Raw genomic sequence first — 19,237 nt, 5'->3', positions numbered from 1 at the left:
ATGCTTGCCTCTGGTGATTTTGACGGTTATGAGCCAGCTTAGTATTTCAGCCCGTAGGGATAAGCGAACGTGATCATGTTAAGGGGTCGATTCAGTTTGTTGAGCGATAAGCAGCGAAGCGTTTCAGAGTTTGAGAGAAAAACGAAAACCTTTCATTCTGCTAAGCGCTTTTAAAGCTTGGTTAGGCTTTGTTAAGTGGTTCTAGGTGGCTATAGTTTTACTGGCTTTCTGAAAGCTCTAAGTGCGTATTATGTATATTATGTTAAATTGCATCTGAGGTTTATAGTGTTTGACCTTATATGTAATACCCTGCCTTTACCGAGTTAAGATTGTATTTAACACTTAGGCTATTTACCATAAAATACCTAATAAACATATTTCCTAATCTTCGATTAAGAATATGTTTATTAGATCTTAAGCATTAATCTATTAATCGCTTCTGTTATTTCTTGGGTTCTTACTGGCTTAGTCACGAAATCATTCATTCCTACGGCCAAACACGAAAGTCGATCTTCTCTTGATGTGTGTGCTGTTAGTGCGACAATTGGAGTTTTGATGTTTAACTCTCTTATGTATTTAGTTGTCGTTAAACCATCCATAACTGGCATAGAGACATCCATCAAGATAATGTCGATTGGGTCCTTGTCTCTTTCAATAAAGTTAATGGCTTCTTCACCATTACTGACAATGAAAACGTTATGGCCTTGTCGTGTTAATATGAGCTTAATCACCATTTGATTCGTTGGGTTGTCTTCGACAACTAAAACTGAATAGCAGTTTCTGAGTTCTCTTGAGGAGCTTTTCTCTTCATCGTGAGCTAGATTGTTCGTTACTCGAGTAAGAATCGGTAACTGTACCTCGAATTTCGATCCTTTTCCTGGCTCACTCTCTACCGATATGCGTCCATTCATCAGTTCTACCAGTCGCTTGGTTATCGCCAAGCCTAAACCAGTACCACCAAATCTACGTGTAATTGTACTATCAGCTTGCACGAATGGACTGAACAACGACGAACGTTGCTGCGAATTGATGCCAATCCCAGTGTCTTCTACTGAGATATAAAACGAGCTCGCTTGGGATTGAATAGAAACATGAACATGTCCATGCTCAGTAAACTTAATCGCGTTACCGATCAGGTTAAATAAAATTTGAGCTAAGCGGCTTGGATCGATGTAATGAAGTTCACCTCCAGAGATGTCGCTGGTTACCATTAGTGCCAACCCTTTATTGTCAGCAGCCTTCTTTTGTTCAGAAATAACAAAAGTTACAGTGTCTCTTACGTTGCTCCATTGAGGTGTCAGCGAAAAGCATCCTGATTCGATTTTTGAGAAATCCAGTACGTCACTGATGATCGCTAACAAAAGTAAAGTCGTCAAATTTAATGTACTTCCTTAATACTAATTCAAGGCTTGAGAATATCTCAGATATGTTACTCGCCTTACTGATTGCCGAGATAGTTGATAAAATAACCCTATTCTCTTCGGCTAATTTTCGTTCGCGCGATTTTGATTTTTGCAGTTCAATACGAGCTTCTTGTAGTGCTTCTTGACCTTGAGAACCCATTACATTTTTAACCTATAGAACGTTGCAGATGACACCATTAAATTGCCATGCGCATTCTCACCACCAGATAGTCTCCCTTGCTCACCAAAAGTAAATGGGCAAATATACGGAAGACCATTAAGAGCGTGGTTTATCTGCCTACAGACTTCATCCATGTCTTGTTTAAGCGTTAGCATTGGTCCTGCACAAAATATATTAATTGCGCCTAGTTTCTCTTCAAGAGCCATATCGTTGTAGTTACCTGAATGAATGATATTAGCCGCTCGGCTGATCAGTTGTTGCTTAGATCCCTGCATTAAATAGATGGTGTCGCCTTCATTTATATCGGTGAAGAGTTCGATCCCGTCACACTCGGTTTCTCTGATTGAGTGGGATAATTTGAAGTATGGATAGTCGTATGAAGAGCCGACTTTCCTACCCAGTGGATAGACAGAGGACTTTTCAAATATATAACCGTCATCACTGCCACCTAAGTGAAAATTCGTCCATTCGTTATAAACGGTGACAGCTGGCCTGTGGTCTATCTCCAACAATATTCGGTTTCTTACTTTGGTCACGGTACCTGAGTAACGTGTAGGTGTATGACCTGCACTAAAAGATGAGTAAATAGACTGAGAAGAAAATAATACTGTTAATGATATTCCATTGATAGACAGCGAATCTTCGGTAAAAATGCTCCAATTCCCAGATACCTGATTATCTGCAGCGCTGCCACCAATAATAGGCACTTCAGTACCGAATTTCCTGTCGATGGCTGCCATTACCTTCTCTTCATTGCCTGGCGTGGAATGAAGAAGGATAAGATCTGGGATTTCACCTTCTCGGTTAGCGTTCTTGAGTGCTTTATCGATAGCACAGAAGGTACTTCGGTCTATAGAGTCTGCAAAGTGTTCAATTCCTGTACCGTAAGCGTTGATCCCCGAGTCATAAATGATGAGAACCCCAATCACTGGACCAGAATGAAACCCAGTTTCAGTCATAATACCGTGACAAGTGGTACAACCATGTATCGGAGTGTTAGGAAGTGCATCCACCAAATATTTCTGCACAGCGAGTGTCGAGTACTCTTCTGTGCAATAACAAATAAGACAAGCAATATCCTCGAGTTTTTCTGCCTCGCTGAGCAACTCTTTAACGGCTATCTTATCATCTAAGGAATAAGATACTTTTGATAGAAATTTCATAGAATCTTGAAAAATTTACTCATAGTCTCTTTATAACACTTATAAGCACTATGTTTCACTCATCCCGGTATTTTTCCATCGAAATAATCGAGGAGCTACTAACATTTTGAACGGTCACTCTTGAAAGATTTTCACATTAAATGTAACTGCCTGTTGTGTAAATGTAACAAAGATTGACGGTGTCTTATCACTCGTTTGCAATAGCCAATTCGATGGTTCTTTTTCTTCCAAAATGCCGTTGCCATTATAGCCAATAGAGAATGCCCCTATTTCCGACGCTTTAATGGAATACCCCAAGTCATTGTCCAAAATCAAAATGCTATGCTTATCAGTTCCAATTTCACAAGGCTTTGAAACTATGCACTTTATTGTTTCGTTACTCTCATAGTTTATCGTTCTCCAAATAAATGCTGTTATCAAGACAGCCAACATGATGATTATTTGAACAAGCCTTGCTTTTGTTAGCTTTTGTGCCGCCATTTTAATCTCGATTCCTTGTAACAAAGTTCAAAGTTTTTAAATAAAAAATCAATTCCTGACCATGCGTAAGGTTACTACTCTGTCATTGATTTGTTAATTCACGTATAGTGTTGCGTTGAAAATGCCACTTTTTTTTAAAATCAGCAAGTGGAAATAACGCCCTGAATAGGTTGAATTTCCTTTTCTAATTTGGGTGGCATTACGACGTGAGTCGTGTTGGAAGTAAAGTGTAGTAAATAAGAAATTGGAAGCATGCAAATGAGCCAAGAAAAGCAGCTTGAACAAAACTACAACTATACGGTCGTCCGTCAATTTACCCTAGTTACCATTCTGTGGGGAATTGTCGGTATGGGCGTTGGTGTTTTGATTGCCGCTCAATTAGTTTGGCCACAGCTAAACTTTGATACGCCGTGGCTGACGTACAGTCGTTTACGTCCCCTGCATACTAATGCGGTTATTTTTGCGTTCGGTACAAGTGCGCTGTTTGCAACATCATATTATGTTGTGCAACGTACCTGTCAAACGCGTCTCTTCGGTGGTCCTCTCGTAGCCTTTACCTTTTGGGGTTGGCAAGCGATTATCCTATCCGCTGCAATAACTTTACCGTTAGGCTTGACCTCGGGTAAAGAGTACGCAGAACTAGAATGGCCAATCGATATTGCGATTACTCTTGTATGGGTAGCTTATGCGATCGTGTTCTTCGGAACCATGATTAAACGTAAGACATCACACATATACGTCGCAAACTGGTTCTTCGGAGCCTTCATCATCACAGTTGCCGTGTTGCACATCGTTAACAGCTTAGCTGTTCCAGTCTCTGCGTTTAAGTCGTACTCGATTTATTCCGGTGCGATTGATGCAATGGTGCAATGGTGGTACGGACACAATGCGGTAGGCTTCCTATTGACAGCTGGTTTCCTTGGTATGATGTACTATTTCGTACCTAAACAAGCTGGTCGCCCCGTTTACTCTTACCGTTTGTCTATCGTTCACTTCTGGGCTCTTGTCTCTCTTTATATTTGGGCTGGCCCTCACCACCTACATTACACGGCACTTCCAGACTGGACACAGTCTCTCGGTATGGTGATGTCATTGGTTCTGTTTGCTCCTTCTTGGGGTGGCATGATCAACGGAATTATGACCCTGTCTGGTGCATGGCACAAACTTCGTTACGATCCTATCTTACGTTTTTTAATCGTCTCTTTATCATTTTACGGTATGTCGACTTTCGAAGGTCCGATGATGGCAATTAAAACCGTTAACGCACTGTCTCACTACACGGATTGGACAATTGGTCACGTTCACTCTGGTGCGTTAGGTTGGGTTGCAATGGTTTCAATTGGTTCTATTTACCACTTGGTACCTAAACTGTTTGGTCAAGAACGTATGTATTCTGTATCCCTAATCAACGTGCACTTCTGGTTAGCAACGATTGGTACGGTTTTTTACATTGTTGCTATGTGGATATCAGGTGTAATGCAAGGCTTGATGTGGCGTGCAGTCAATTCTGATGGAACATTGACATACAGTTTTGTTGAATCTGTTGAAGCGTCTTACCCGTTCTACTTTGTCCGTTTCTTAGGGGGAGGTATCTTCCTACTCGGTATGTTCTTAATGGCATACAATACGTACAAAACGATTTCAGCACCACAAGATAGCCTCAAAGCTATCCCTCAACCGGCTTAAGGAGATTGAGAATGAGCTCAAATTCAAATAATCGCCATGAGTTAGTAGAGAAGAACGTTGGCCTACTCGCAATCTTGATCGTTATCGCGATCAGTTTTGGTGCTTTGGTCGAAATTACCCCTCTTATTTTCCAAAAACAGACTACGGAACCTGTAGATAATTTACGCGTTTACTCTGCTCTGGAAATGGAAGGTCGTGATGTTTATATCCGCGAAGGTTGTAACGTATGTCACAGCCAAATGATTCGTCCTTTCCGCTCTGAAACTGAACGTTACGGTCACTACTCTGTCGCTGGTGAAAGTGTTTGGGAGCACCCATTCCTATGGGGTTCTAAGCGTACAGGCCCAGATCTGGCGCGTGTTGGTGAACGTTACTCTGATGAGTGGCACCGGGTTCACCTTATCGACCCTCGTGAACTTGTTCCCGAATCCAACATGCCTGGTTTTCCATGGCTTGCTGAGAACGTACTTGATGGCAAATTGACTCAACAGAAGCTTGAACTCTTCCGTAATCAATTTGGTGTGCCTTACACAGATGAACAAATTGCTAACGCGAAACAAGATGTTGAAGGAAAAACAGAGATGGATGCAATCATCGCGTACCTTCAATCGCTTGGCCACGCAATGAAATAAGGAATAATTATGGACATTATTACATTTCAAAGTGTTTGGACTGTGACTGTTTTTGCTTGCTTCATTGGCATCGTTTGGTGGGCATATGGCAAGAATCGTAAATCACGTTTCGACGAAGATGCGAACCTTGTGTTTGCAGACGATGAGCCTGCAACAAGTTCTAAAAATCAAGGAGTGACAAAGTAATGAGTACATTCTGGAGTATCTGGGTTAGTGCGATTACGATTGGTACCCTAATTGGTTGTGTGGTCCTACTTCGTTGGTGTTTTAAAGATCGAACTGGCGTAGAAGAAGGCCAGGATATGGGCCATGAATACGACGGTATTCGAGAGCTTAATAACCCCCTTCCAAAGTGGTGGACATATCTTTTCATTAGCACCATTGTATTTGCGGCGGTTTACCTTGCTCTATACCCGGGTCTTGGTAATTTTAAAGGCTTACTGGGTTGGACAAGTTCAAACCAAGACGTTCGTAACATTGAAGAGTCTCGATCTGCAATCGCAGCCGCACAAGCAAACAAACAGCTAGATGCATACGCGAAAGAGCTTGATGATGCAGACACTTACTTTGGTGAAGCATTCAGAAAGTTGGCTTATGACGAGAATGGTTTGCGTTCTGTTCCTGATATCGCATCAGATGCAGATGCAATAAAAGTGGGTCAGCGTTTATTCCTGCAAAACTGTTCTCAGTGCCATGGCTCTGACGCCCGAGGTCAGAAAGGTTTTCCTAACCTTACTGATAATGCATGGCTATATGGAGGGGAACCGCAAGCGATTGTCACGACACTCATGCACGGTCGTATCGGCCAAATGCCAGCATGGAAAGATGCGTTAGGTGAGCAAGGCGTTAAAGAAGTGGTTAGCTACACACTTAGCCTTTCAGGTCGTAGTGTGAATGCACGTGAGGCTGAAGCGGGTAAAGCACGCTTCGTTGTGTGTGCAGCGTGTCACGGTACTGACGGTAAGGGTAACCCTGCTGTAGGTGCCCCCGATCTAACAGACCGTAACTGGTTATTCGGTGATTCTCGTGCGGATGTGACTGAAACAGTCATGAATGGGCGCTCTGGTGTCATGCCCGCTTGGAAAGACATTCTAGGCGAAGACAAAGTTCAATTAGTCGCATCATATGTATGGAGCCTAAGTAACTCGGACGATGAGTAACAAACAAAAGACAGCCTCTTTCTAGAGGTTGTCTTTCCTTTAATTTATAACGCCTTCTTTTTATTCTTTTTTGAGATTTTTTTTATGGTAAAGCCTTGGTATAAACAGTTTTGGCCGTGGTTCTTAATCGCGCTGCCAGCGACAGTCGTGATCTGGACGATCTTAACGGTGATTGTATTCTCACAAAACTCTGTCGACTTAGTCACTGAGGATTACTATAAAAAAGGAAAAGGTATTAATGTCGACATTTCAAAAGTAAATATTTCAAAAGAACTGGGGCTATCCGCAGCCATTAACGAGAGAGGCAATTCTGTTATCATTACTCTCAATAAAGGCAAGCTTGAACACTTCCCTGCAATTAACGCAATGTTCGTACACCGCACACTTCCTGATCGCGATTTTACTCAGATGCTTACCGCCGATGCGACAGGCAATTACACCCTAACTTTGGACCATGAGATGCAAGGTCCATGGTTTATTGAGCTTTCCCCACATGATTCTGAATGGTTATTACAAGGCAGAATGAACTTTCCAATTAATACACCAACTCAACTAACGAATTAAAATTTATGTGTAAATCCTGTTAYCACTGCGGTGAAGATGTACCAGCGGAAACAGATTTTAAGGTAGAGATCTTAGGTGCGACTCGTCAGATGTGTTGTCCTGGCTGCGAGACGGTAGCTCAGACCATCGTTGATAGTGGCTTGGTATCTTATTACCAATACCGTACTGCTCCGGCGGAGAAAGCGGATTTAGTACCAGAACAACTTCTGGCACTCAGTCATTATGACAACGAAGATGTCCAACTTGAGTTCGTTCGTAATTCTGAAAACACGTCAGAAGTGACATTGTCACTAGAAGGTGTCTCTTGTGCCGCTTGTGCGTGGCTTATTGAGAAGCGAGTCTCGTCAAAACGAGGGGTGGGCAGCATTCGAGTTAATACCACCACTAACCGTGCCCTGCTTAGCTGGGATAACACGCAAGTTAAACTCAGTGAGTTATTGTCAGCAATCCATACCCTTGGTTACAAAGCAGCACCGTTCGAAGCGGACCAACAAGAAGCGGCTTACCATCGTTCGATGAAAAACTACCTTTATCGTCTTGGTGTTGCTGGTTTAGCGACAATGCAAGTGATGATGCTAGCTGTAGCACTTTATCTTGAAGTGTTTGGCAACCTTGAACCTGAATTCAAAAGCTATTTCCGCTGGGTGAGTTTAATTTTCGCAACACCAGTTCTACTCTACTCGGCATTGCCTTTCTACATCAATGCGTGGCGCAGCATCAAAGGTCGAACCTTGGGAATGGACGTACCCGTGTCGATAGCTCTCTTGTTTGCTTACGTTGCCAGCTTGGTGGCAACAGTGACAGAGCAAGGCGAAGTGTTCTTTGAATCAATCTCGATGTTCACCTTCTTTCTTTTGCTTGGTCGCTTTCTTGAAATGCGTGCTCGTCGTAAAGCCGCCGCCGCCAGTGGTAATCTGCTTAAGCTGGTTCCGGCTATGGCTACAACGCTAGAGGGTGAACAAGTTCCGGTAAAAACCTTAAAAGTTGGCGATCAAATTCGCGTACTTCCGGGTGAACACATTCCTGCAGATGGCAAAGTCTTGTCTGGCAGAGTTCATATCGATGAATCGATGCTGACTGGCGAGTCTATCCATGTAGTCAAAAACGAAGGCGATGCGGTCTTCGCTGGCACATTGAATGGAGACGAGTCGTTTGAATTGGAAGTCATGACATCAAAAGCCGATTCAGTGATTTCTAATATCGTTCGCCTGCAAGATGAAGCGCAATTGTCGAAACCGCGTATTGCAGAAATAGCCGATGTTGTGGCTCGATACTTTGTCGCAGTGATCTTAGTCATCTCATTCGGTACTTGGTTCTATTGGCACCAAACTCGTCCAGAAGACGCTTTCTGGATCATGCTTTCGGTATTGGTAGCGACGTGTCCTTGTGCTCTATCACTGGCAACACCGACGGCGATAACTTGCTCGACTTCTCGCATGGGTAACTTCGGTATCTTGCTGCGCAAAGGCCACGTATTCGAAACCTTGTGCAAGGTGAATCACTTGATCATCGATAAAACGGGCACATTGACTGAAGGTGATATTCGTATCAGCCAAGTGGAAACTTTTGCTGAACTTGATAAAGACATCTGCCTCAAAGTAGCGGCGAGCTTAGAGCAACATGCTAACCACCCTATCGCTAAAGCGTTTAAAACACATATTTCTGATGAGATCGAAGTCGAGTCAGTTAATAACGTGATTGGTTCAGGCATCACTGGTGAGTGGAATGGCCAAAAAGTTGCGATTGGTAGTAGTGAATTCATTCTAGGTGAAGCTCAACCATCGGAAAGTAACGGTATTTACTTGTCGATGTCGGATCGTCATATCGCGACGTTCACTTATGAAGATCCCATTCGCAAAGAAAGCATCGAGTTTATTAAGCAATTTAAAGAAGCGGGAATTAAAACGACTCTGCTGACTGGCGATTCTTTGATTAACGCGAAACCTGTTGCAGAAGAGATCGGTATTACTGATATTGTTGCTAACGCGAAACCTGAAGATAAACTTGCTTACCTGAACTCTCGAGATGCAAGTGACATTACCATGATGGTTGGCGATGGTATTAACGATGCCCCTATTCTTGCGGGTGCCCACCTTTCAGTCGCTATGGGCGGCGGTACCGATGTGGCGAAAGCCTCTGCGGATATGGTGTTACTGGGTGATAAGCTCGATAGATTACTTAAGTCGCGTACTTTGGCATTAAAAACGCGTAAGATAATCCGTGAAAACCTAGCCTGGTCATTAGGATATAACTTACTTATCCTTCCATTGGCTGTCGCCGGTTTGGTTGCTCCATACATTGCCGTTGTTGGGATGTCTGCCAGCTCTATTATTGTTGTGTCTAACTCGTTAAGGCTTTTAAAAGAGCAAGGTAAATAATGGAAAGTTTATACATCCTGATCCCCATTGCGATTGTACTGGTGTGCATCGCTGTTGGTATTTTTCTATGGGCGGTGAAGAGCGAACAGTTTGAAGACCTAGAACGTCAAGGTCACAACATTCTGTTTGATGAAGACGAAAAGGCTCACAACCATTCGGATAGCAAACCTGTCAAGAATGGGAAAGCTAATAGCGAAAGCCAAACTCACGTAGACAAAAACAACGATGACGCCTGATTGGATCGGAGCCTTTGTTGTTGGATTGATCGGCGCAGGCCACTGCATGGGAATGTGTGGTGGTATTGCATCGCTTCTTTCGATTGGCAACACGAAACCTACTTTTGTCACCCCGCTACTTTATAATGTCGGCCGTTTATTAAGCTACGCTGTGATCGGCGGCCTGATTGGTGGTGTCATCTCTTCCATTGGGCAGCTCAGCGATTTTAATACTCTGTTAGCTTGGCTGCGTTTGTTCGCAGCCACCTTCATGATCGTCTTGGGATTGTATATTGGTAAGTGGTGGTTCGGCTTGCTGTTTTTTGAAAAGGTCGGGCAAAAACTGTGGGCTTATATCGCTCCACTTGGAAAGTCATTTTTGCCATTGAAGCACCCAAGCCACGCATTACCCTTTGGCTTCATTTGGGGCTGGTTACCATGTGGCCTCGTATATTCGATGCTAACGTGGGCAGCCGTATCGGGAAGTTGGTATAATGGTGCCGGAATTATGCTTGCATTCGGCCTTGGTACTCTTCCTGCTATGTTGACGGTTGGCGTAGGCGCTAATTTCCTCAAGAAATTGCAACAAACTGACTTATTTCGCCAATTAGGTGCAATTTTTATCCTGATTTACGGTTTCTATACCGGGTATACGGCAATACAGCTCATTATTTATACCGTATGAGTGTTCTTTTAATGCGGTTTTTTTACTACCCAACACGATGAAGGAATGCTAAAATATTGACGTATATCAAATAGTGAAAGATTGTTATGATTTCTGAAAAGCCTGTGACGAAACGAGTTCAGTCTGGCGGCTGTGCAATCCACTGCCAGGATTGTAGTATTAGCCAGCTCTGTATCCCATTTACTTTGAATGAATCTGAACTCGATCAACTTGATCAGATCATTGAGAGAAAGAAACCTATTCAAAAAGGCCAAGAGCTATTCAAAGCTGGCGATGAGCTAAAGTCGCTGTACGCTATTCGCTCTGGCACGATCAAAAGTTATACGATTACTGAGCAAGGTGATGAGCAGATCACAGCATTCCACCTAGCGGGTGATCTTGTTGGTTTTGATGCAATTACAGGTGACTTACACCCTAGTTTTGCTCAAGCTCTAGAAACTTCGATGGTTTGTGAAATACCTTACGAAATTCTTGATGATCTATCAGGAAAAATGCCTAAATTGCGTCAGCAAATTATGCGCCTGATGAGTAATGAGATTAAAGGTGACCAAGAAATGATTCTGCTTCTTTCTAAGAAGAATGCAGAAGAGCGTCTTGCCGCATTCCTTTACAACCTTTCGACTCGCTTCTCTCAACGTGGCTTTAGCCCTAGAGAGTTTCGCTTAACGATGACTCGTGGTGATATTGGTAACTACTTAGGTCTTACTGTTGAAACCATTAGCCGTCTTTTAGGCCGCTTTCAAAAATCAAACATCTTGAGCGTTAAAGGTAAATACATCACGATCGAAGATCATGATGCGTTGATGGAACTGGCTGGCGTTTCAAAAGAATAGTTTAGATATCAATGATGTAGTTCAATAATGAGCTACATCATATTTCTCTCCTAAAACCTCCTATATTTCTCTTAATCTTTCCATAACTACGCTACATTATTGATATCTTCGATATAAAAAGTAGGCTTAGTTATGAGTATCTATAATAAAATTTTAGTTGTCGCTGACATCAATCATGATGAGCAACCTGCTCTAGCTCGTGCAATCCAACTCGCCAAGAAAAGCACTTCAACAAGCCACGTTACCTTCTTTTTGTCGATTTACGATTTCTCGTATGAGATGACATCGATGCTCTCTGTCGACGAGAGAGATGCAATGCGAAAAGGCGTCATTCACCAACGTGAAATCTGGATGAATAAAATCGCAGAGCCGTACATTGACGATTCAATAGAATTCAACGTTCAAGTGGTTTGGCATAATCGTCCTTATGAAGCCATTATTGCTGAAGTTTTTAGTAGTGGTCATGACATATTAATCAAAGGGACACGCAAACACGATACGTTAGAGTCAGTGATTTTCACTCCTACAGATTGGCATTTGTTGAGAAAGTGCCCTAGCCCAGTCCTATTAGTGAAAAATGATTTTTGGCCCGATGATGCGAAGATACTAGCTTCGGTTCATGTTGGATCAGAGACTGACGCTCATTTAGAGTTAAACGACACGATCGTCGACAGACTGCTTGAGATCACAGGGCGTCTTGATGCTGAGGCATTTTTAGTCAATGCTTATCCAGTAACGCCCGCGAATATAACAATCGAGTTACCCGAATTTGACCCAACGTCATACACCGACGCGGTTCGCGGACACCATTTGACTGCGATGAAAGCACTGCGCCAAAAGCACGGGATGTGTGAAGAGCAAACTGTGGTTGAACAAGGTTTACCGGAAGATGTCATTCCTCAGGTGGCGCACGAGAAAAGCGCAGCCATGGTAATTCTTGGCACAACGGGCCGCACAGGGTTATCGGCTGTGTTTATTGGTAACACTGCCGAACACGTGATCGATAAGATTAACTGTGATGTTCTTGCGATTAAACCGTCGGGCTATGTTAGCCCTCTCGATCCAAATCTTTCGAAAGGTTAAGTCGGCATAGTCTAAGCCCGCAACCCGTTTAAGTCATAAAAAACGCCTCTCGCATTGCTTGAGGCGTTTTTTTCTCTCGTTCTCTATATACCGAGTGGCGGATATCTTACTAAATATTGGTCACGTCGATGAACATTGACTCATCAATATTTGAAGATGAAATTTCAGCTTCTTCGAATTCGTACGCTTTGCGCTCTTCACTACGGTCGAGCGGAAGGTTGACGAAATCAAACAACTCACGGTCAGCCAGTTGGCTTGGACTTACGTTCTGAATTGACTTGAAGATCTTTTCAACTCGACCAGGGGTTTTCTTATCCCAATCAATCAGCATCGCTTTAATGTTCTGACGCTGTAGGTTCTCTTGAGAGCCACATAAATTACAAGGGATAATTGGGAACTCTTTGTGTTCAGCGTATTTGATTAGGTCAGTTTCACGACAGTAAGTCAGGGGACGAATAACCACGTTACGACCATCATCAGAGCGTAGCTTCGGTGGCATTGCCTTTAAACGTGCTCCGTGGAACATGTTCAGGAACATGGTCTCAACGATGTCATCAAGGTGGTGACCAAGAGCGATCTTAGTTGCGCCAATCTTCTCTGCGAATGAGTACAAAGTCCCACGACGTAAACGAGAACATAGACCGCAGGTCGTTTTACCTTCGGGTATTTTTTCTTTCACAACGGAATAGGTATCCTTGTCCACAATGTAGTAAGGAATGTTCAACGTTTCAAAATACTCTGGCAGAATATGTTCAGGGAACCCTGGCTGTTTTTGGTCCAGATTTACGGCGACAACATCAAATTTGATTGGTGCAGCTTCACGCAAACGCAACAAAATATCGAGCATCGCAAATGAATCTTTACCACCACTGATACATGCCATGACTACATCATTTTCCTCGATCATGTTGTAGTCAATGATAGCATTTCCAACATTTCTTCTCAGGCGCTTCTGAAGTTTGTTGAATTCAAGTGTTTCTTTTCTATTATCGTTTTGGTTCATTGCGACTCTCACACCGTCGTATTATCGACTGTCGATTGCTAGTGGGACTGTTTAAGGGCGAGGATTATACGTATTTTTATTTCAGGTTGAAATAGCAACGGTTGGATAAACAAGCTGAGAGTTAGAAAGATTCCGCGATATCATGGGATAACTCAATAAACAGGTAGAAAAGAGTACTGGAGTGGAACATTCGTTGCTGAAATAAACGGATTGTAAATCTAAAAATGAAAAGCAGCGCCTTTGATAGCTCTGCTTTTCCCATTTTGATGAAGGCTAACCGATTGCGAGTGAATGTTGGAGCTATTTCCCTGGAATATATGGAAGAACCCGCAGCGTTGCTTGAGGGAGCGTAATGCTACTTCCGTCTAACTCCGCTAGAGTAAATCTAGATCGCCCTTGTCTAATTGGAATTTTTTTACCATTAGAGAGCTCGATAGTCCCTTCAAGCTTGTCAGAAAATTCTAGGGTTAAACCTTCAACATCCGGCGTAAACCAGCGAGAAAACATACCGCTTACATCTTCCAGCATCGCTTGCATCTGTGGTAATAAGTTTTTGATTTGAGCGTTTTCGACTTTGCCGACTAATGGTGTTTGAGTCATCACAACCAAAGAGTAGGCGCACTCTTGCTCTTGTGTTTGCACAAAGATCAGAGGGTTAGCTGAGCGTAAGTTTTGATCGACAGGTAGCAAGAGTTCATGGGCCGGTGATACTTTTAGTGCTTCATAATGCTCTTCTTTTTCCATCCAGGCTTTGCTGATATGACAGATTTCTTGAGCCCGTTGATCAACAAAAAAAATCGCAACTTTGACATCATCGTGCCCTTCTTTAACGTTATTTTTAAGTTGTGTATACAGCTTAGAATACGTGAACATGTATTCTTGGGCCGCGATGGGCAAGGATATCCCAAGGCTTAATGAAGCAAATAAAGCGAGTACGGTCTTTTTCATGATTGCAATCTTGTTGAAATATATTGTTTATAAATAAAAAGAGCAGCCAATGAGCTGCTCTTTTTTCAATGCTGATGGCTTCATCGACTATGCGGCCATCCAACGTTTAACAGAGAGAGTTACTTTTTCCAGTATACCTTGTTGTGACGGATCATAGCTTGTAAATCAGTCACATAGTCAGAACCTCGTTCAGAGTATTTCAACAAACCATTAGTCAGCTCTGTAGCGGTTTCCGTGGTCAACAAATCTTTACCTTGAGCAGAAAGTTTCGCACGGATTACTCTTAAACCAGCATATGCCTCGTTTCGGTTGAGGTTCATGAAGTAACGATGCACAGACTCTTGGCTAGAGGAGAATTTAGCAACTTCATGAAAGCTGCCCTCATTGCGTTGTGATGGCACAAGGCCACAACCTTTTGTGTAACACCAATGACCGAAGTAGTTATTAGCTTTGATAGCAAATCGAGAAGTGCCCCAAGCCGATTCATTAGCGGCCTGCGTCAGTACTAATGCTTCTGGAAGTACATTAACGCGGTTGAGCATTTCAGTTAACCAAGCATCATCCATACCAGTAGGCGGTACTGGTAAGTTGTATGATTCCCCTAACCTTTTAAGAGACGCTGTATCTTTAGAGTTCACGTTACTCAACCCCGATCCTGCAACTTGGGTCAGCAGCGCACGCTCTTTGACAATACGGGTGTTTTCATTGTTAACACTCGGACGTAAAAATGAAAAGAACGCCTCTTTTTTCTCTTTTACATCTTCAATGGCACGAAAATCGGGGGCGTTTGAAGAAAAACCACTGTCGCTCATTTTCTTATAAAGATATGGGCCAACCAATGAGATAGTACCAACGATCGCCAGCGCGATTACTTTAAGAGCCAGTGATTTTCTGGCACTTGCTTGATCATGATTATGCATCGAACACCTGTGTATTTTTGTTGTTGTCATCATTATTGTCATCGTTTTTGGGACGGTCATATGCAATCAGTTTCATTTTAATACCAAACATTTCACGATAGAGGATGCCTTTCACGTGGAAAAAGAATGGAAGAACGAAGATTAGACCAATGCCATACATCATCGCCGCAACGATAAACATCAGCATAACGATTAAGTAAATAGATGCGATCACGAATATCTTCTTATTTACAGCCCTTAAAGAGAGGAGCAATGATTGCATTGGCGGTACTTTCTTATCACAAATTAGCAGGATTGATTGACTAAACGCTAGTGAGAAGTATATCGATAGAAACGGTAAAATCATCCCCGCAATGCCTTGTAGGGTTAAACTAAACAAAGTAACCAAAATGACAGGAACCGTGAACTGTAACCCCTTCGCCATATGTCGAACTTTTGTTCGTAAACCCGCAGCATGGCTCATTGCCATTAAGCTGATACCTGCGTATATCGGAGCGCTGACAACTTCGTAACTGAAGTTAGCAATGAAAATCGAGTCAACGACCTGAGGGGTAAAGGAGTCAGGATCGATAACAGCATCTAAAATAATAGCCGGATCGCCAAGCTGCAGTTTTAAAGCAATATAAAAAATAGCCACTTGCAAGAACATTAGAGCAACAATCGCAGGCGAAAACGAAAGAAAGTGATTTATCGTATGTTTCCAAGCCTCTTGGAATACAGCCGTTGCTTTTAGCTCATAATCGCCAGAAAGTGCACGGTTGATGCTACCGCCCAAATTAAAATCTTTTTCTATGTCGTTGTTCATATTGATACCTAGGTGTACTAGTTAAACTCAGCCACCTAACTTATTGATAAAAAATTGCCTTCATTATACGCATATGTCGGATACAAACTAAAATATGAATCTCTAACAAAGCTTGCTTTTGCATCTTAATGGTTAATAATTAGGCAGTTATATGAGAGTAAGCTCAATAAATACTATTATGGTAAAGGATGTTTACTTTTACCTGCAAAATTTTTTGTCTGGTAATGACAAAAAATGCTTTGAATTCACGTTTTTGGTGATTATGATGCGCGCCTTAAAAGTGTATAGCAACAGGTCTCAAAAAGAACCAAGGTGGAGAAAAACAGACGTTGAACGCTAAAAAATCAGTAGGAAAGCCAGTCGTACAGCTTGCTGGCATTAGTAAAAGTTTCGATGGTAAAGAAGTCATCGGCAATCTTGATCTAAATGTAAATCATGGAGAGTTTCTCACGATCTTAGGTCCATCAGGTTGTGGTAAAACGACGGTACTCAGAATGATTGCGGGTTTTGAAACTGCCGATAGTGGTCAAATACTATTAGCGGAACAAAACGTAACCCAAGTTCCTGCTGAACAAAGGCATGTCAACACTGTATTCCAAAGCTATGCCCTATTCCCGCATATGACCGTTTTCGACAATGTGGCATTTGGCTTACGCATGCAGAAAGTTCCAAGCAGCGAAATTGAACCTCGTGTAATGGACGCGTTGAAAATGGTGCGCCTAACACAAATGGCACAACGCAAACCACATCAGCTATCTGGTGGCCAACAGCAACGTATCGCCATTGCGCGAGCTGTCGTTAATAAGCCAAAAGTTCTTTTGTTGGATGAGTCTCTATCTGCTCTTGATTACAAACTACGTAAACAGATGCAAATCGAGCTGAAACAACTGCAACGCCAACTTGGGATTACGTTTATTTTTGTCACGCATGACCAAGAAGAAGCGCTGTCTATGTCTGACCGTATTATTGTTATGCGTGATGGCGTGATTGAACAAGATGGAACACCAAGAGAGATCTACGAAGAGCCTAAAAACTTATTTGTGGCGCGCTTCATTGGTGAAATTAACGTATTCGAAGCGACAGCGAAATTTCGTCAAGATGAAAAACGCATTGTTGCGACAATCGAAGGTGAAGAGTCGATTATCTATCACGATAAAGACGTAAAACCGGGTCAAAAACTGCAAGTATTGCTTCGCCCTGAAGATCTTCGTATCGAAGAAATCAAAGAATCTGAGCAACGCGGTATTGTTGGCCACATTGTCGAGCGAACCTATAAAGGCATGACATTAGACTCAGTCGTAGAACTTGAATCTGGTATGCGTGTCATGGTTAGCGAATTCTTCAACGAAGATGACCCTGATGTTGATCACTCACTGGGCCAAAAAGTTGCAGTAACTTGGGTTGAGAGCTGGGAAGTGGTATTAGAAGATGAGCAAAAAGTTTAATTTACAAAACGCAATTGTTGCTCTAATCACAGGTTGGCTAGTGCTGTTCGTGATGATTCCAAACATCATGATCATCGGTACTAGTTTCTTAACTCGTGATGAAGCGAACTTGATCGAGATGACTTTCACTCTCGATAACTACATGCGTTTGGCTGACCCGCTGTATTTTAAAGTGTTGATGCACTCTTTCTATATGGCAATTGTCGCAACCCTATTGTGTTTAATTATTGGCTATCCGTTCGCTTACATCGTGGCAAAAATGCCTGCGAAGTGGCGTCCAATTATGTTGTTCCTAGTGATTGTGCCATTTTGGACTAACTCTTTGATTCGTACATACGGATTGAAAATTGTACTGGGTACTCAGGGTGTCTTAAACAAAAGCTTGTTAGCGCTAGATATCATTGATAAACCGCTACGTATCATGTACTCAGAAACCGCAGTAATGATCGGTTTAGTGTACATCCTACTGCCGTTTATGATTCTGCCGCTGTTTTCAGCGATTGAAAAACTGGACGATACGTACTTAGAAGCGGCTAAAGATTTAGGTGCGAACAAACTGCAAACGCTTTTGAAAGTCGTCCTGCCACTAACCATGCCGGGCATTATCGGCGGCTGTTTGTTAGTACTACTGCCTGCGTTAGGTATGTTCTATATCTCAGACCTATTAGGCGGAGCTAAGAACCTATTAATTGGTAACGTGATTAAGAGCCAGGTGCTCAACGCTCGAGATTGGCCGTTTGGTGCAGCAACCAGTATCGCACTGACCATAGCCATGGCTGTAATGCTGTTTGCCTACTACCGAGCAGGTAAGCTATTGAACAAAAAAGTGGAGCTAGACTAATGGGTCGCACAGTTAAGTTCAGCTTTATGGCGCTGGTATACGCCTTTCTATACCTACCTATTATCGTATTGATCGCGAACTCATTTAATGCCAATAAATTTGGTATGAAATGGGGAGGCTTCACGACCAAATGGTATGACGCGCTTATTAACAACGACAGCCTAATGCAGGCTGCGTGGCACTCGATCAACGTAGCCGTGTTCTCAGCAACAGCCGCAACGATTGTCGGAAGCCTAACGGCAGTAGCCCTATTCCGTTACCAATTCAAAGGTAAAGGCATCGTAAATGGCATGCTGTTCATCGTAATGATGTCACCCGATATCGTAATGGCAATTTCGCTTCTTGCGTTGTTCTTGGTAATGGGTGTGCAACTTGGGTTCTTTACCCTACTTGCTGCGCACATTACCTTCTGTCTACCGTTCGTTGTGGTCACGGTTTACAGTCGCTTGAATGGCTTTGATGTGAAGATGCTAGAAGCCGCAAAAGATTTAGGGGCAAGTGAATGGACGATTCTAAAACAAATCATTCTACCTCTTGCTAAACCAGCGGTTGCTGCAGGTTGGTTATTGAGCTTCACGCTATCTTTAGATGATGTGATCATCAGCTCTTTCGTAACTGGCCCAACGTATGAAATCTTACCTTTGAAGATTTACTCAATGGTTAAAGTGGGTATCTCTCCTGAGGTAAACGCCCTAGCAACAGTGATGTTAGTGGTGTCGTTAATACTGGTGATCATTTCTCAGTTATTAGCGAGAGAAAAAATCAAGTAAGTCCACTACTCTATACAGAGACAAGCTTGATAAGAAGTTAAG

General features: G+C 42.7%; 18 protein-coding genes and 3 pseudogenes. 13 read left to right on the top strand and 8 right to left on the bottom strand.

All coding sequences use genetic code 11. The features are described from left to right. Window positions 1-407: 407 nt before the first annotated feature. From L4B77_RS04250 to L4B77_RS04240, 3 genes and pseudogenes are all read right to left on the bottom strand, one after another. A pseudogene (locus L4B77_RS04250) lies at window positions 408-1,563 on the bottom strand (ATP-binding protein). Continuing rightward, window positions 1,563-2,747 carry an FIST signal transduction protein gene (locus tag L4B77_RS04245; RefSeq protein ID WP_261839607.1) on the bottom strand — a complete coding sequence of 395 codons (1,185 nt, stop codon included), beginning with the start codon at window positions 2,745-2,747 and terminating at the stop codon, window positions 1,563-1,565. Before L4B77_RS04245 ends, L4B77_RS04250 begins: the two are co-directional and overlap by 1 nt. Window positions 2,748-2,861: 114 nt before the next feature. Further along, entirely contained in the window at window positions 2,862-3,227 is a 366-nt protein-coding gene (locus L4B77_RS04240; RefSeq protein WP_429748696.1) for a hypothetical protein, read from the bottom strand. 252 nt (window positions 3,228-3,479) lie between these two features. Here L4B77_RS04240 and ccoN point away from each other — a divergent pair, with 252 nt between their 5' ends. The 10 genes from ccoN to uspE all read left to right on the top strand — a co-directional run bounded on the left by ccoN (window position 3,480) and on the right by uspE (window position 12,463). Then, entirely contained in the window at window positions 3,480-4,913 is a 1,434-nt protein-coding gene (gene ccoN, locus L4B77_RS04235) for a cytochrome-c oxidase, cbb3-type subunit I (RefSeq protein ID WP_261839609.1), read from the top strand. A gap of 11 nt (window positions 4,914-4,924) precedes the next feature. Then, complete coding sequence (gene ccoO / locus L4B77_RS04230; RefSeq protein ID WP_261839610.1) at window positions 4,925-5,545, top strand: cytochrome-c oxidase, cbb3-type subunit II; 621 nt, start codon at window positions 4,925-4,927, stop codon at window positions 5,543-5,545. Window positions 5,546-5,554: 9 nt separating this feature from the next. Continuing rightward, the gene (locus L4B77_RS04225; protein WP_009846708.1) at window positions 5,555-5,731 is read left to right on the top strand and encodes a CcoQ/FixQ family Cbb3-type cytochrome c oxidase assembly chaperone; all 177 of its coding nucleotides are present in this window, start codon (window positions 5,555-5,557) and stop codon (window positions 5,729-5,731) included. After that, window positions 5,731-6,705, top strand: a complete 975-nt coding sequence (ccoP, locus tag L4B77_RS04220; protein WP_261839611.1) for a cytochrome-c oxidase, cbb3-type subunit III — start codon at window positions 5,731-5,733, stop codon at window positions 6,703-6,705. Before L4B77_RS04225 ends, ccoP begins: the two co-directional genes overlap by 1 nt. A gap of 84 nt (window positions 6,706-6,789) precedes the next feature. Further along, entirely contained in the window at window positions 6,790-7,269 is a 480-nt protein-coding gene (locus L4B77_RS04215) for a FixH family protein (protein ID WP_261839612.1), read from the top strand. A 5-nt stretch (window positions 7,270-7,274) separates the two neighbouring features. Further along, the gene (locus L4B77_RS04210; protein ID WP_429748690.1) at window positions 7,275-9,647 is read left to right on the top strand and encodes a heavy metal translocating P-type ATPase; all 2,373 of its coding nucleotides are present in this window, start codon (window positions 7,275-7,277) and stop codon (window positions 9,645-9,647) included. Further along, window positions 9,647-9,883, top strand: coding sequence for a cbb3-type cytochrome oxidase assembly protein CcoS (gene ccoS / locus L4B77_RS04205; protein ID WP_261839614.1), 237 nt, complete (start codon window positions 9,647-9,649; stop codon window positions 9,881-9,883). The genes L4B77_RS04210 and ccoS overlap by 1 nt, the downstream gene beginning before the upstream one ends. After that, window positions 9,873-10,547 (top strand): sulfite exporter TauE/SafE family protein, encoded by a 675-nt coding sequence (locus tag L4B77_RS04200; RefSeq protein WP_261839615.1) that lies wholly within the window; start codon window positions 9,873-9,875, stop codon window positions 10,545-10,547. The genes ccoS and L4B77_RS04200 overlap by 11 nt, the downstream gene beginning before the upstream one ends. Window positions 10,548-10,633: 86 nt before the next feature. Next, window positions 10,634-11,380 carry a fumarate/nitrate reduction transcriptional regulator Fnr gene (gene fnr / locus L4B77_RS04195; RefSeq protein ID WP_261839616.1) on the top strand — a complete coding sequence of 249 codons (747 nt, stop codon included), beginning with the start codon at window positions 10,634-10,636 and terminating at the stop codon, window positions 11,378-11,380. A 132-nt stretch (window positions 11,381-11,512) separates the two neighbouring features. Then, complete coding sequence (uspE, locus tag L4B77_RS04190) at window positions 11,513-12,463, top strand: universal stress protein UspE (RefSeq protein WP_261839617.1); 951 nt, start codon at window positions 11,513-11,515, stop codon at window positions 12,461-12,463. Between the two features lie 109 nt (window positions 12,464-12,572). Here the strand turns inward: uspE and ttcA are convergent, their stop codons facing one another. The 5 genes and pseudogenes from ttcA to L4B77_RS04165 form a co-directional block, all read right to left on the bottom strand. Next, complete coding sequence (ttcA, locus tag L4B77_RS04185) at window positions 12,573-13,466, bottom strand: tRNA 2-thiocytidine(32) synthetase TtcA (RefSeq protein ID WP_261839618.1); 894 nt, start codon at window positions 13,464-13,466, stop codon at window positions 12,573-12,575. A 300-nt stretch (window positions 13,467-13,766) separates the two neighbouring features. Continuing rightward, window positions 13,767-14,414 (bottom strand): DUF2987 domain-containing protein, encoded by a 648-nt coding sequence (locus L4B77_RS04180; protein ID WP_429748686.1) that lies wholly within the window; start codon window positions 14,412-14,414, stop codon window positions 13,767-13,769. A 119-nt stretch (window positions 14,415-14,533) separates the two neighbouring features. Beyond that, window positions 14,534-15,214: pseudogene (locus L4B77_RS04175) on the bottom strand (glucosaminidase domain-containing protein); the annotation flags it as partial. An 18-nt stretch (window positions 15,215-15,232) separates the two neighbouring features. Continuing rightward, window positions 15,233-15,334: pseudogene (locus L4B77_RS04170) on the bottom strand (glucosaminidase domain-containing protein); the annotation flags it as partial. Continuing rightward, complete coding sequence (locus L4B77_RS04165; RefSeq protein WP_429748684.1) at window positions 15,327-16,139, bottom strand: DUF2189 domain-containing protein; 813 nt, start codon at window positions 16,137-16,139, stop codon at window positions 15,327-15,329. The gene L4B77_RS04165 and the pseudogene L4B77_RS04170, both read right to left, overlap by 8 nt. A gap of 329 nt (window positions 16,140-16,468) precedes the next feature. Here L4B77_RS04165 and potA point away from each other — a divergent pair, with 329 nt between their 5' ends. The 3 genes from potA to potC are packed head-to-tail and all read left to right on the top strand — an operon-like array spanning window position 16,469 to window position 19,195. After that, complete coding sequence (potA, locus tag L4B77_RS04160; protein WP_372068054.1) at window positions 16,469-17,584, top strand: spermidine/putrescine ABC transporter ATP-binding protein PotA; 1,116 nt, start codon at window positions 16,469-16,471, stop codon at window positions 17,582-17,584. Then, a complete protein-coding gene (gene potB / locus L4B77_RS04155; protein ID WP_261839623.1) occupies window positions 17,568-18,425 on the top strand; it encodes a spermidine/putrescine ABC transporter permease PotB in 858 nt (285 codons plus the stop codon). Before potA ends, potB begins: the two co-directional genes overlap by 17 nt. Then, window positions 18,425-19,195, top strand: coding sequence for a spermidine/putrescine ABC transporter permease PotC (potC, locus tag L4B77_RS04150; RefSeq protein WP_004733706.1), 771 nt, complete (start codon window positions 18,425-18,427; stop codon window positions 19,193-19,195). Before potB ends, potC begins: the two co-directional genes overlap by 1 nt. Window positions 19,196-19,237: the final 42 nt, after the last annotated feature.

Origin of the sequence: Vibrio minamisatsumaniensis, assembly GCF_050337445.1 — a bacterium.
Classification (GTDB): Bacteria; Pseudomonadota; Gammaproteobacteria; order Enterobacterales; family Vibrionaceae; genus Vibrio; species Vibrio artabrorum.
This window is presented reverse-complemented; position numbering and strand designations above follow the sequence as displayed.